This is a genomic window from Kitasatospora sp. NPDC059648 (assembly GCF_042734825.1).
GTDB lineage: Bacteria > Actinomycetota > Actinomycetes > Streptomycetales > Streptomycetaceae > Kitasatospora.
Window position 1 is genome coordinate 56,370 of sequence record NZ_JBHWDU010000003.1, and the last position, 12,759, is coordinate 69,128.

Below are 12,759 nucleotides of genomic sequence, written 5' to 3' on the forward strand. Positions count from 1 at the left end.
CCGCGTCGACGTGGCGCGCGCGTGTGGAGGGTGCTTCTCCGGGTGGTCCTCACCGCCGTTCCGGTGCTGACCATCGGCATGCTGGGCTGGATATCGATGCTGTACCTCGCGCTCGTGCACCGCCGCAGACGCGACTGGCTGATGCTCGTCGCGGTGGCGGCGGCGTCCGTCGGCGGGGTGGCGCTGATCGGGCCGTCCGGGAAGGACAGTTGGCAGGCCACCACCGGGGTGGTGCTCCTGCTCGGGACCGTGGTCTTCGTCCCGGCGTACTTCCTCGCCGTCGACCTGCGGCCGCAGCCCTCGGGCGGGGCGGTTCCCGGTCAGGGGACCCCTATGGCACCGCCGGCGGTGCAGCCGGGCCACCCGCCCGTGGGCCTGCCGCACCAGGACCGCATCGGGCAGGTCAGGGCCGGGCTCGACGAACTGAGCGCCTACCTCGAACAGCAGGAGCGCTCATGAAGGGTCGGCTCGTCGCCGGGCGGTACGAGCTGGCGACGCTCATCGGGCAGGGCGGCATGGGCCAGGTGTGGACGGCACACGACAACGTCCTGGACCGGCAGGTGGCGGTCAAGCTGCTCCGGACCGACCGGATGCCCGAAGCGGCGGAGGACTCCGCCGGAGTCAGGCGGCGCTTCGTCCGGGAGTGCCGGGTCACCGCCCAGGTCGATCACCCCGGACTGGTCACCGTGCACGATGCCGCCAGCGACGGCGACGACCTCTACCTGGTCATGCAGTACGTCCACGGCGCGGACCTGGCCGACCACCTGGCCGAGCACGATCCCTACCCCTGGCCGTGGGCGGTCGCCGTGGCGGCGCAGCTCTGCCCGGTGCTGACCGCCGTGCACGCGGTGCGGGCCGTGCACCGCGACCTCAAGCCGCGCAATGTCATGGTCCGTCCCGACGGCACCGTCGTCGTGCTCGACCTCGGTGTCGCCGCCGTCCTGGACTCCGACACCACGCGGCTCACCCTCACCGGCTCCCCCATCGGCAGCCCCGCGTACATGGCGCCCGAACAGGCCATGGGAGGCGAAGTCGGCCCGAGCGCCGACCTCTACTCGCTCGGCGTGATCCTGCACGAACTGCTCGGCGGCACCGTCCCCTTCACCGGTGCCTCCGCGCTGGGCGTGCTGCACCGGCACCTCCACGAGCCGCCCCTGCCACTGCGCCGGCTTCGGCCAGAGGTGCCGGAACCACTGGAGAACCTGGTCCTGTGGCTGCTCGCCAAGGACCCCCGGGACCGCCCGGCCGATGCGGCGGAGGTCTACCGCGCGCTGGTGCCCCTGCTACCCGGGCCTGCGTCGAACCGCATTGACGGCCCCGGGGTCCCGATGGACCCGACCCGTCCGTTCCGGCAGCCCTTCGCGCCCTGGCGCGGCGGGCAGCCGCCGTGTCAGTCACCGCACTCGCCGACCGTGCCCGCCGCGGACCCGCACCCGGGCCCTGCCGCACCCGTCGGCGGGACGGCCGAGATCGGCGCCGCCGTCAAGGAGGCCAAGGGGTTGCTGGACGCGGGTCAGATCACCCGAGCCGTGAGCGTGCTCGGCAGAGCGCTGTCCGGTGCCGCTGAGGCCCGTGGCCGGAACTCTCCCGTCGTCCACATGCTGCGGAAGCACTACGCCGCGACTCTGCTGGAGGACGGTCAGTTCCGCGCCGCGCTGTCGGAGTTCCGGCTGCTGACCGAGCAGCGCTCCGCCGAGGCCGGCTCGACCGACCCGCAGGCCCTACGCTTCCGCGTCGAGGCAGCGCAGTGCCTGGAACACCTCGGCGACCACGTCTCGGCACTCGCCGAGTACCGGTCCCTGCTTCCCCAGCTGGACCGGCTTGCCGACGGCGATCCGGCCTTCGCACTGGAGGTCCGCAGCCGCACAGCACACCTGCTCTTCGCGACCGGTGACCACACGGGCGCCCGCACGGCCCAGCTCCGAGTGCTCCTCGACACCGAGCGGCTATACGGCCCGCACCACCCGCTCGCCGCCGAAGCCCGGCGCACCCTCGACGAATGGGACTTGCGGGACGACAGGAGAGACCGCCGTCCGTAGCCACCACGCGATGAGTGAGGGCACGAAACCACGCGTTTTCTGGTCGGGCGGGGGCTTGTACAGCGGGGCGTCGGTTCGAACCCCACAGGGGGCTCGCGGCGGGACGGGCTGGCCCTTCGGCGTTGGCGGGGGCGGGCGGGGGTCAGTCCGGGGGGAGGGTGAGGGTGGCGAGGGCGCCGCCGGTGGGGTGGTTGGCGAAGGTGAGGGTGGCGCCGATGACGCGGGTGTGGCCGGTGGCAATGGTGTTCCGGTGGGTAGGTCGCGTGGACGGTGACCGGGGGTTCCGCCGCCGGTATCGCCGCCTCCGGTCCGACGGGAGCCCCGGTCGGGCGGGGGCCCTCGGTCGGGGAGCCCCGGTCAGGCCGGGTCCGCCAGCACGATGATGTTGTCCGTCCAGTGGCCGTCCGAGCCGATCCGTCCGCCGCAGGTGATCAGTCGCAGCGCGGGCCCGGGGGTGTCGCCGTACACCGTGTCGGTCGGGAAGCGGTCCTTGGCGGCCTGGAGCAGGCTGCGGACCTTGAAGTCCACGGTGCCGCCGTCCGAGCGCCGGATCCGGACCAGCTCCCCCGGGTGGAGTTCCGGCAGGTGCCGGAAGACCGCCGGGCCGTTCCTGGTGTCGAGGTGGCCGATCAGCACGGCGGGGCCGGCCTCGCCCGGAGTGGGGCCGTTGCGGTAGCAGCCGACCTGGTCGGCGTGGTCGGCCGTGGGCACCTGGACGGTGCCGTCGGCGTTCAGGCCGAGTTCGGTCACCGGGGCGTCCACGCTGATGGAGGGGATCAGCAGGCGGGTGGGCGGCGTGGCGGCGAGCGTTCCGGCACCGGCGGTCGGCGCGCCCGCGGGGGTGGTACGGCCGGACGCGGTCGGGGCGGGCGCGGTGGTGGCAGGGTCGTGGCCGGAGGTCTCGATCCGCACCACTGGGGCGCCCTGGCCGGACAGCGCGAGCGAGGTGCCGAGCACCACGCAGAGCAGGCCGGCGGCGCCGAAAATGCTCCGGCGCAGGATGCCCGGGCCGGGCCGGGAGGCGCGCCGCCGCCCGCGGCCGCCCCGCTTGGCGGTCCCCGCCGCCCGCGGCCGCCCCGCTTGGCGGTCCCCGCCGCCCGGGGCACCCCGGCGCCGCTTCCCCGCCCGGCCGGGTGCGGAGGAAGGGCGCCGGGGTGCCCGGCGGACCCGGGACGGCTGTCAGCCACGCGCACCGGAGCGGCGGCGCAGCACGGCGAAGTCCAGCGCGCCCGCGCCGACGGCCGCGACGGCGCCGCCGCCCGCCAGCACCAGACCGTTGCCGTCGGTCTCGCCCGAGCCGTCACCGGCCTGGGCGGCGCCCTTCGGCACCTCGTGGACCTGCGGCCGGGCATCGGCGGGGGCGGGCTGTGCCGCGGGCGCCGAGGCGGTCGGGCCGCCGGGCTTGCCGGAGCCGGCGCCGGAACCCGGCGCGGCTTCGGCGGCGGGGGTGGCGGAGGGACGGGCCGCGCCTGCGGCCCCGCCCGCCGGTGCCGCGTTGGCGGGGGCGTGGGCGGTTGGGGCAGCCTTGGGGGTTCCGTCGGCCCAGGCCTGGCCGCCGGTGACGACGGTCGCCAGCGCGGCGCCGGTCAGTGCGCAGACCGCCAGCATCCGACGGGCGGGCGAACGGTGGGTACGGCTCCTGCTCATGCGGTGGATCTCCTTCGTGGCTCTCATGACTCCGGTGAACGCGTCCTGGTAGCGAGACCGCGGCTCTCGCGAACGCCCCCGACCCGTACGGTCGGCCCTTGAGGCCGCGGCCCGTAGGCCGGTCGATGCGTCGTCAGTGACGGTAGGAAGGGCGTGTCGCGGTCCCCGCCCGGCCGGGTCACGGTCGCCCATCGGCTGGGTAACGGTTCCCGGGCCGAGCGGAACGGACCCGTGACGGAGCCGGTGACGGAACCCGTGACGGAACCGGCGACGGAACCCGTGACGGCAGCCGTGGCGCACGCCGGAACACCGTCGGTGACGCCGAACACATCCGGTGACATGCATCCGGGGCTGAGCACTTCCGCCCGCCCATCCGTACATCCCGGTGGGGGACAAACCGAGAGAAAGGTGGCAGCGATGAGCATCCTCTCCAACCTCCTGCCGACGCTGCGGAGCGACCGCGGCGACCGCGGTGGCCGCGGGTACGGCGGCCGCGGATACGGCGACGACCGCGGGGACTTCCGTGGCCGGGGCGACTTCGGCGACGACTTCGGCGACGGGCGTCGGGGTCTTCGCGGCCTGCGCCGCTGGAACCGGTGCTGACGGTCACGGGCCGGTTCGTGTTCCCTGCCCAGGACTGACCGGTGTGGTCCCTGCGGCGGTTGACGGCCGTCGACACGGGTGACGGCGACGGCCGGGCGGACCCGGTCGTCGCCCCGGCCCCGGCTGTGCCGCTGCGGCGGACCTTCCGGCAGTTCTGGCCCTACACCCGAGGCGGGAGGCGCTGGCTGATCCTCCTGGTGGTGATCGTCCTGCTCGGCCCGGTGGTCGACGCGGCGATGATCTGGCTGTTCAAGGTCGTCGTCGATGACGTGCTGGTGCCGCGGAGACTCGGGCTGTTCCTGCCGGTGGCGCTCGGTTACGCCGGGCTGACCCTGCTGGCAGGAGGCCTGGGCTTCGTCGACGAGACGCTCTCCGCCTGGGTCAGCGAGCGCTTCCTCCTCAACCTGCGCACGGACGTGTTCCGGCACCTCCAGCGCCTACCGTTGGGCTTCTTCGAGCGACGGCGGCTGGGCGACGTACTGTCGCGGCTGACCGCGGACGTCGAGGCGGTCGAGACCTTCCTGCTCTCGGGCGTCCTGGAGGCGGTGGCGTACGTCGCCGAGCTGGCCGTCTTCCTCGGCCTGCTGTTCTACCTGCGCTGGGACCTCACGCTGACGGCCCTGGTGGTCGCCCCGCTGTTCTGGATCACCGCCAGGCGCTTCTCGGTGAAGGTGAGGACCGCGTCCCGCGAACGGCGCCGCCGCAGCGGCTCGGTCAGCGCCCTGGCCGAGGAGACGCTCGGCAACATCGCCCTCGTTCAGGCGTACAACCGGCAGGCCTGGGAGCAGCAGCGCTTCCTGGGGGAGAATCTGGCGCGGTTCCGCGCGACCATGGCGGCGACCCGGCTGCGCGCGCTGTTCGAGCCGATCGTGGAGATGCTGGAACTGGCCGGCGCGCTGATCGTGCTCGGGCTGGGGGCCTGGGAGCTGACCCAAGGCCGCCTCACGCTGGGTGAACTCCTCGTCTTCGTCGCCCTGTTGAGCCGCCTCTACGGCCCGGTCAAGGGGATCGGGCAGCTCAGCAACGGCTTCTTCTCGGCCGCGGCCGCCGCCGAGCGGATCATCGAACTCCAGGACCAGAAGCCGGACGTGGCCGATCCGCCGAGACCGCTGCGCCCGGCACGGGTGCGCGGGGCGGTGGCCTTCGAAGGAGTGCGCTTCCGCTACCCGGACGCGCCCCGGTTGGCGCTGAACGACGTCTCCTTCTACGCCGAACCGGGCGAGACGGTCGCGCTGGTCGGGGAGAGCGGGGCGGGCAAGTCGACCGTTGCCAAGCTGCTGCTGCGCTTCTACGACCCGGAGCGCGGTGCCGTCCGACTGGACGGAATCGACCTGCGCGACCTGGCGCTGGCCGATCTGCGCAAGCACATCGCGGTGCTGCTGCAGGAGACCCTGGTCGTCCACGGCAGCGTCAGGGACAACATCGCCTACGGCCGTCCGGGCGCCACCGACGCCCAGATCGTGGCGGCCGCCCGGTCCGCCGACGCGCACGAGTTCATCAGCCGGCTGCCGGAGGGCTACGACACGGTGGTGGGCCAGCAAGGGCGGCTGCTGTCCGGCGGCCAGCGCCAGCGGATCGCGATCGCCCGGGCGATGGTCCGGGACGCTCCCGTGCTGCTGCTGGACGAGCCGACCACCGGGCTGGACTCGGAGTCGGGGCGGCGGATCCTGGAGCCGCTCGGGCGGCTGATGAACGGACGGACGACCATCATTATCTCGCACAACCTGCTCACCGTACGGAACGCCGACCGGATCGTCCTGCTGCGCGGCGGCCGCGTCGTCGCCTGCGGCAGCCACCGCGAACTGCTCGCCCAGGACGCCGGCTACGCCCGGCTCGACCGGGCCGTGACCCCGACCTGGGCCGCCGGATGATCCGCGCTCGATCCGGCGGCCGACCAGTCGGGCGACCAACCGGGCGACCAACCGGACGACGAGCCGGCCGACCAGCCGGAAGACCAGCCCTCGCCGGCCCGACCGACCGACACGCTCGACGAGTCGCTCCCCCCAGCGCGCCGTACGGTCCCCCCGTTCGGGGCGTGGTCCCTACCGCCCCTCCCGCAACTGCCGGAGCGTCCAGCCCGGGCCGAGGGTGCCGGTGTGCGCGGTGAAGAGTTCGGCCGCACGGCGGTAGGAGAGACGGGCACGGCCGGTGTGGGGACAGCGGTCGGCGGCTGGGGTGCCGGCCGGGGCGCGGCGGTCGGTGAGGAAGAGCGGGCCGCCGGAGCGGCCGGCGATCAGCAGCGGGAGCAGCCGGGCGGTGCCGCTGCCCCAGTGGAGCCGGGCGCGGTCGGAGCGGGGGTGGGTGCGGCGGCCGGGCAGGTCCAACCGGTCGGTGTCCAGGGCCAGTACGGTCTCGATGGCGCCGCCGGACTCGTGCAGCAGGTGCCACAGGGTCTGCTCGCGCAGCGGTGCCCGGCGGGCGAACAGGGCACGCAGCTGCTCCGCGGTCAACGGGCGGGCGGCCCCGGCCGGTTCGGGCAGTGGGCTGGGGTGCAGGCCGGCGCTCGGGTCGCCGTCGATCCAGCCCCGGGCCCGCCACCAGGCCACGGCCCCGCGCAGGGTGGAGAGTTCGCGGTTGAGCGTGCGCGGGTCGGTGTCGGCGGCGCGCCGGGCGACGGCGCCGCGCAGCCGTTCGGCGGCGTCGGGGTGGTCGAGCAGCGCGAGCGGCAGCACGGGCGGGCGGGCGCGCCGCCGTCCGGGGCCGATGGGGGCGGGCCGGTCGGCGAGCGCCCAGGCCCAGGTGTTCAGGGCGATCCGGTAGATCCGCCGGGAGCCCTCGGCGAGCCCGGAGGCGGCCAGGTAGCGCTCGACGGCGAGGCCGTACTCGACCGGGGGGAGTTCCGTCACGTCCGCCTTCTTCCGCAGTAAACGAGCCGAACCGGCACTCCGGAAATATATCCGACATCCGCAGTAAAGCGCAGCTCAAAGGCCATTCGGCGGGCTATTTACTGCGCCATGGACCAATCTCCCGAGAATTGATGCCAAAAGGCTCAGGTTTTCCGCCGGAAACCCTTGAAGACGTTCCCCCGCGAGCGCAGACTGGCTGCCCATGGCAGTGGAAACAGAACGGATCCCGGCGCCTCCGCGGCGCCCGGGAGACCGTCTCGCCGTGCTGGGCGAGCGCGAATTCACCCGCTTCTTCATCGGGTACACCACCTCCCTCCTCGGCTCCTCGATGGCGCCGGTCGCGGTCGCCTTCTCGGTGCTCGACAACGGGGGGAGCGGCACCGAGGTCGGCTGGGTGCTGGCCGCCCGGATCCTTCCGGTGGTGCTGGTCCTGCTGGCCGGCGGGGTGATCACCGACCGGCTGGGCAGCCGTCGGCTGATGCTGGGCTCGGAGGTGCTGCGCGGCCTCGTTCAGGCGGTGTTCGCCGCGCTGCTGGCGGCCGGGCACGCGCCGGTCTGGGCGATGGTCGCGCTGGTGGCGGTCTGGGGGATCGGCGAGGGGCTGTTCATGCCCGCCTTCGGGGCGATCGTGCCGCAACTGGTGCGCCGCAGGGAACTGCTGGCGGACGGCAACACCCTGCTGGCCCTGTCCCGTTCGGTGTCCACGGTGGCCGGCCCGGCGCTGGCCGGCCTGGTCACGGCGGTGCGGGGCCCGGCAGTGGTGCTGCTGATCGACGCGCTGACGTACGGCGTCGGCGCCCTGGCGCTGGCCGGTCTGCGGCTGCCGGACCGCCCCCGTCCGGGCGGTGGGGGTTCGGTGCTCGGGGAACTGCGGGCCGGCTGGACGGAGTTCACCGCCCGCCCGTGGCTGTGGATCACCACCGCGCAGATGGGCCTGTTCAACCTGCTGGTCTGGGCCCCGTTCCTGGTGCTCGGCCCGCTCGTCTCGCAGCAGCGGCTCGGCGGCGCCCGTGCCTGGGGCCTGGTGATGGGCGTGTACGGGGCCGGCGCGGTGCTGGGCGGGCTGCTGATGCTCGGCCGCCGCCCGGAGCGGCCGCTCGCGGTGGCCACCGTGGCCGCCCTCGGCTGGGCACTGCCGTCCGCCGCGCTGGCGGCCGAGGCGCCGTCGGCCTGGCTGGTCGCCGCCGCACTGGTGGCGGGGGTCGGTTCGGCGGTCTGCGGGACGCTGTACACCACCACGACGCAGCACTGGGTCCCGCCGGAGTTGCTGGGCCGGCTGGCCTCCTTCGGGGCGGTCGGCTCCTTCGCCGTCGGCCCGCTCGGGCTGGCGGCGGCCGGTCCGTTGGCGGCCCGGTTCGGCACCGGCGGCGTGCTGTCGGTCGGAGCTGTCTGGCAAGTGGCCGCCGGGGCCGTAGTGTTGGGCCTACCGGCCGTACGGAATCGCCGCTGGGAGGAGGGCCCGGACCACTGACTCACCCCTCGGACGGCTCCGGGGCGCACCCCCGGCCGGTACCGGTGCGGCCCACCGCGCACCGCACCCGGCCGGCCCCGGAGCGCAGCCGGTCGCTCCGCCCACGCGTGCGTGCCTCCGCGGCGGGCGGGGTGGCCGGGTCGGCCGTACCGTGGACGGAGGGGGTACCGAGGAGGTGCACCATGCCCGGTTCGCTCACCATCAGCCACCACCAGAGCGCGGCCACCCTGGACCACGCGGACGCGGAGCGGCTGGCCACCGTGCTGGCCGACCTGGCGTACCTGCTGGAGATCCCGGGACCGGACCGGATCACCGACGCCCAGGTCGCCGTGCTGTGCGAGGGCCGCGCGCCGGACCGCGCCGAACTGGTGCACTTCTGCGCGTCGGCAGCCCGCAGCCTGAAGGGGCAGCTCTGACCGGACCGACTGAGCGCCCGCCCCGCCCGCCGTACGATGGCGCGCGGGGCGCCCCGGTCCGGAGCGCCCCGGGGTCGCCGGGTCGGCCGGTGGCCGATCCGGTGGAGGGTGGGGGCCCGAGCGTGCCGCAGTCCTGGTCGTTGTCCTGGTTGACCGTGCCGACCCCGCTGCCCAGCGGCCCGATGCACATCGCGGTGACACCGCTGGGCGTGGCGGCCGCAGGCTACGGCGGACGGGACGGCGAGAGTCCGCCGTGCACCGACCCCGCGAAGATCGCCGCCGTCACCGAGCGGATCGGCGCCTACCTGGCGGGCCGCACCCGGGAGTTGGGCCTGCCGATCGACTGGAGCCTCAGCTCCGGTCCGCACCGCGCCGTGCTGCGGACGCTCTGGGAGCAGGTGCCGTACGGCCGGACCATCACCTACGGCGAACTGGCCGCCCGCAGCGGGGTGTTCGCGGACGTCACGGAACCCGGCCTGGCCGCCCGGACGGTCGGGCAGATGATGGCCGCCAACCCGGTGGCCCTGCTGGTGCCCTGCCACCGGGTGGTGGCGGCGGACGGCATCGGCGGCTTCGGCGGCGGCCGGGTCGGGATCGACGTGAAGCGCTGGCTGCTCACCCTTGAGGGAGTGCTGGAGCCGACCCTGGACTGGAACGGCCCGGTCTAGGCGTCCGTCCGCGGGCGGAGCGTCCGGGGCCTCGTCCGGGACGGCGCGCGGCCGCGGCCGCCCTGCGGAACGGGGCGCGGGAGGGGAGGCGGATGGGGGAAGATGGGGCGCTGCATTCCGACGGGGTCGAATGGACGGTCGAACGAATATCGATCAGGCGATCTATTCGTGCTATTTGTTCGGTTATCCAGAACCACTCGAACGAGTGATTGCGGGTCGCCTCCGAACGGGCCCACCATGAAGTCGCGAAAAGAATGTGCAAGGCGACACTTCATCGGGCACGCGAAGGGCTCCCCCTATGTCGACCGAAACCAATGCCGGTATTCCCGCGCCGGGCGGGCAGCCGGAGATCCGGCAGCAGCAGTCCCTGAGCACGGCGGGCGCGCGGAACCTCGCCACGACCACCAAGTCCGCGCCCCAGATGCAGGGCATCAGCCCGCGCTGGCTGCTCAGGACGCTGCCCTGGGTGCAGGTCTCCGGCGGCACCTACCGGGTCAACCGCCGCCTGCGCCACAAGGTCGGCCGCGGCCGGGTGAGTTTCGTCAAGACCGGTTCGGAGGTGCGGATCGTGCCGCAGACGCTGGCCGAGGTGCCGGTGCTGCGCGGCTACGAGGACGAGGCGGTGCTGGAGGAGCTGGCCGGCCGCTTCGTGCAGCGGCAGTTCGACGCGGGTGACGTCCTGGTGACGGCCGGCACGCCGATCAGCGAGGTCTTCCTGATCGCGCACGGCAAGCTCGACCGGCTCGGCACCGGCAAGTACGGCGAGGAGACGGTGGTCGGCACCCTGGCCGACGGCGACCACCTGGGCGACGAGGCGCTCCAGGAGGAGGACGGCAGCTGGCCGTACACCGTCCGCGCCGCCACCGCCGGCACCGTCATGGTGCTCGCCTGGCCGTCCTTCCAGGAACTGCACGACCGCTCCGAGTCGCTGCAGCTGCAGATCATGGAGTACCTGAACGGCTTCCAGCAGGCGCAGAACAAGTACGGGGAGGCCGCGATCGACCTCTCCGCCGGCCACCAGGGCGAATACGACCTGCCCGGCGCCTTCGTGGACTACGAGCTCAAGCCGCGCGAGTACGAGCTGAGCGTCGCGCAGACGATCCTCAAGGTCCACAGTCGCGTCGCCGACCTCTACAACAAGCCGATGAACCAGACCGAGCACCAGCTCCGGCTGACCATCGAGGCCCTGCGCGAGCGCCAGGAGCACGAACTCATCAACAACCCCGAGTTTGGCCTGCTGGAGAACGCCGAGTACGACCAGCGGATCCAGACCCACTCGGGCCCGCCCACACCGGACGACATGGACGAGCTGCTCAGCCGCCGCCGCGGCACCAGGATGTTCCTGGCGCACCCCAAGGCCATCGCCGCCTTCGGCCGGGAGTGCAACAAGCGCGGCCTCTACCCGGGCACGGTCGAGGTCGAGGGCAAGCAGGTCAGCGCCTGGCGCGGGGTGCCGGTCTTCCCGTGCAACAAGATCCCGATCGTGGGCGGGCACACCAGCTCGATCCTCGCGATGCGCGTCGGCGAGGACAACCAGGGTGTCATCGGCCTGCACCAGACCGGAATTCCGGACGAATACCAGCCGAGCCTTTCGGTGCGGTTCATGGGAATCGACGAGAAGGCCATCATTTCCTACCTGGTGAGCGCCTATTACTCGGCCGCGATCCTGGTTCCGGACGCCGTCGGCGTCCTGGAGAACGTGGACATCGCCCAGCACTGACGACAGCCGCCTACTCGGCCTCCGAGCCGAAACCGCGCCGCCCGGCCGGGGACACCAGCCCCGGCCGGGCGGCGCGCCGCGGCGCGTACGGCCACCGGCCCGCCGCCCCGGCGCACCCGGCCGCCCGACGGGCCGGCCGTCCCACGACAGGCGCCCTACAGGGGGAGGAACCCATGACGAGCTCCACGCTGGAGCGGGACCACAAAGAGGGCCACGAGGCGGCCGACATCCTCGCCCGCGCCCGCGGGCTGGTCGACCCGGTCCTGCGGGCCGCCGTCGACTCACTGCCCGGCACGATGCGCAAGGTGGCCGGCTACCACTTCGGCTGGTGGGAGGCGGACGGCACGCCCTCCGAGGCCTCCTCCGGCAAGGCGATCCGCCCCGCCCTGGTCCTCGCCGCCAGCCAGGCACTCGGCGGCACACCGGGCGCGGCCGTCACCGCGGCCGCCGCGGTGGAGCTGGTGCACAACTTCACCCTGCTCCACGACGACGTCATCGACCGGGACGACACCCGCCGCCACCGGCCCACCGCCTGGCGGGTGTTCGGCACCACCGAGGCCATCCTGGCCGGCGACGCGATGCACTCCCTCGCGCTGCGTCTGGTCGCCGAGGACGCTCACCCGGCCGCCCGCGGCTCGATCCGCCGGCTCGCCGACTGCGTGGTCGAACTCTGCGAGGGCCAGCAGATCGACTGCGCCTTCGAGCAGCGCAACGACGTCTCGCTCGCCGAGTGCCTGGCGATGGCCGAGGCCAAGACCGGCGCACTGCTCGGCGCCGCCTGCGCGATGGGCGCGCTGTACGGCGGCGGGACGGAGGAGGCGGCGCAGGCGATGGACGGCTTCGGCCGCGAGATCGGCCTGGCCTTCCAGCTGATCGACGACCTGATCGGCATCTGGGGGGACCCAGCGGTCACCGGCAAGCCGGTCGGCGCCGACCTGGTCGCCCGGAAGAAGTCGCTGCCGGTGGTCAAGGCGCTCGGCTCCGGCACCGCCGAGGGCGCCCGGCTCGCCGAGCTCTACGCGCTCGAATGTCCGCTCAGTGCCGAGGAGTTGGCGCAGTGTGCGGCCGCCGTCGAGTCGGCCGGCGGGCGCGGCTGGGCGCAGGGCGAGTCCTGCGAGCGAATGGCCGCGGCGATGGCCCAGCTGGCCGTGGCCGTACCGGAGCCGTCGGCGGCCGACGAACTGCTGGCCCTCGCCGAGCTGGTGACCCGCCGCACCCACTGAGCCGCGTCGGGCGATCCCGGCTCGGAGCGGGGGGGGGGGCCGGGCCCCCGCCCGCGCCCCCCCGGGGCCCGCCGGGGTGGTTTACACAAAAAACAGCCCCCCAGAACAGAAACCACCGCGGGTGGG

12 protein-coding genes are annotated in these 12,759 nt (G+C 73.9%); 9 read left to right on the forward strand and 3 right to left on the reverse strand.

Going from position 1 to position 12,759, the window contains the following annotated elements; genetic code table 11:
* Positions 1–42: 42 nt before the first annotated feature.
* Positions 43–459: a hypothetical protein gene (locus ACFV1W_RS03050; RefSeq protein WP_380412541.1), complete on the forward strand. Its 417-nt coding sequence runs from the start codon at positions 43–45 to the stop codon at positions 457–459.
* Positions 456–2,039 (forward strand): protein kinase, encoded by a 1,584-nt coding sequence (locus ACFV1W_RS03055; RefSeq protein ID WP_380412542.1) that lies wholly within the window; start codon positions 456–458, stop codon positions 2,037–2,039. The genes ACFV1W_RS03050 and ACFV1W_RS03055 overlap by 4 nt, the downstream gene beginning before the upstream one ends.
* A 357-nt stretch (positions 2,040–2,396) precedes the next feature.
* Here ACFV1W_RS03055 and ACFV1W_RS03060 read toward each other — a convergent pair whose 3' ends face one another.
* Entirely contained in the window at positions 2,397–2,999 is a 603-nt protein-coding gene (locus tag ACFV1W_RS03060) for a class F sortase (protein WP_380412543.1), read from the reverse strand.
* Between the two features lie 219 nt (positions 3,000–3,218).
* Positions 3,219–3,686 (reverse strand): hypothetical protein, encoded by a 468-nt coding sequence (locus ACFV1W_RS03065; RefSeq protein ID WP_380412544.1) that lies wholly within the window; start codon positions 3,684–3,686, stop codon positions 3,219–3,221.
* A 417-nt stretch (positions 3,687–4,103) separates the two neighbouring features.
* On the opposite strand from ACFV1W_RS03065, the gene ACFV1W_RS03070 reads away from it, so the two are divergent.
* Positions 4,104–4,289: a hypothetical protein gene (locus ACFV1W_RS03070; RefSeq protein WP_380412546.1), complete on the forward strand. Its 186-nt coding sequence runs from the start codon at positions 4,104–4,106 to the stop codon at positions 4,287–4,289.
* A gap of 41 nt (positions 4,290–4,330) precedes the next feature.
* Positions 4,331–6,160 (forward strand): ABC transporter ATP-binding protein, encoded by a 1,830-nt coding sequence (locus ACFV1W_RS03075; protein WP_380412547.1) that lies wholly within the window; start codon positions 4,331–4,333, stop codon positions 6,158–6,160.
* Between the two features lie 171 nt (positions 6,161–6,331).
* On the opposite strand, the gene ACFV1W_RS03080 is transcribed toward ACFV1W_RS03075, so the two are convergent.
* Entirely contained in the window at positions 6,332–7,135 is an 804-nt protein-coding gene (locus ACFV1W_RS03080) for a hypothetical protein (RefSeq protein ID WP_380412549.1), read from the reverse strand.
* A 202-nt stretch (positions 7,136–7,337) separates the two neighbouring features.
* Here ACFV1W_RS03080 and ACFV1W_RS03085 point away from each other — a divergent pair, with 202 nt between their 5' ends.
* From ACFV1W_RS03085 to ACFV1W_RS03105, 5 genes are all read left to right on the forward strand, one after another.
* Entirely contained in the window at positions 7,338–8,606 is a 1,269-nt protein-coding gene (locus ACFV1W_RS03085; RefSeq protein WP_380412551.1) for an MFS transporter, read from the forward strand.
* A gap of 182 nt (positions 8,607–8,788) precedes the next feature.
* Positions 8,789–9,022: a hypothetical protein gene (locus tag ACFV1W_RS03090; protein WP_380412553.1), complete on the forward strand. Its 234-nt coding sequence runs from the start codon at positions 8,789–8,791 to the stop codon at positions 9,020–9,022.
* Positions 9,023–9,144: 122 nt separating this feature from the next.
* Positions 9,145–9,690 carry a methylated-DNA--[protein]-cysteine S-methyltransferase gene (locus ACFV1W_RS03095; protein WP_380412555.1) on the forward strand — a complete coding sequence of 182 codons (546 nt, stop codon included), beginning with the start codon at positions 9,145–9,147 and terminating at the stop codon, positions 9,688–9,690.
* 298 nt (positions 9,691–9,988) lie between these two features.
* The gene (locus ACFV1W_RS03100; protein WP_380412557.1) at positions 9,989–11,410 is read left to right on the forward strand and encodes a family 2B encapsulin nanocompartment shell protein; all 1,422 of its coding nucleotides are present in this window, start codon (positions 9,989–9,991) and stop codon (positions 11,408–11,410) included.
* Between the two features lie 173 nt (positions 11,411–11,583).
* On the forward strand, positions 11,584–12,633 hold the full coding sequence (locus tag ACFV1W_RS03105; RefSeq protein ID WP_380412559.1) for a family 2 encapsulin nanocompartment cargo protein polyprenyl transferase: 1,050 nt from the start codon (positions 11,584–11,586) through the stop codon (positions 12,631–12,633).
* The last annotated feature ends 126 nt before the right edge of the window (positions 12,634–12,759 follow it).

Coding starts and splice junctions, on each gene's coding strand:
- ACFV1W_RS03105 (WP_380412559.1), top strand. CDS start 11,584: ATGACGAGCTCCACGCTGGAGCGGGACCACAAAGAGGGCCACGAGGCG.
- ACFV1W_RS03070 (WP_380412546.1), top strand. CDS start 4,104: ATGAGCATCCTCTCCAACCTCCTGCCGACGCTGCGGAGCGACCGCGGC.
- ACFV1W_RS03055 (WP_380412542.1), top strand. CDS start 456: ATGAAGGGTCGGCTCGTCGCCGGGCGGTACGAGCTGGCGACGCTCATC.
- ACFV1W_RS03085 (WP_380412551.1), top strand. CDS start 7,338: ATGGCAGTGGAAACAGAACGGATCCCGGCGCCTCCGCGGCGCCCGGGA.
- ACFV1W_RS03065 (WP_380412544.1), bottom strand. CDS start 3,686: ATGAGCAGGAGCCGTACCCACCGTTCGCCCGCCCGTCGGATGCTGGCG.
- ACFV1W_RS03100 (WP_380412557.1), top strand. CDS start 9,989: ATGTCGACCGAAACCAATGCCGGTATTCCCGCGCCGGGCGGGCAGCCG.
- ACFV1W_RS03090 (WP_380412553.1), top strand. CDS start 8,789: ATGCCCGGTTCGCTCACCATCAGCCACCACCAGAGCGCGGCCACCCTG.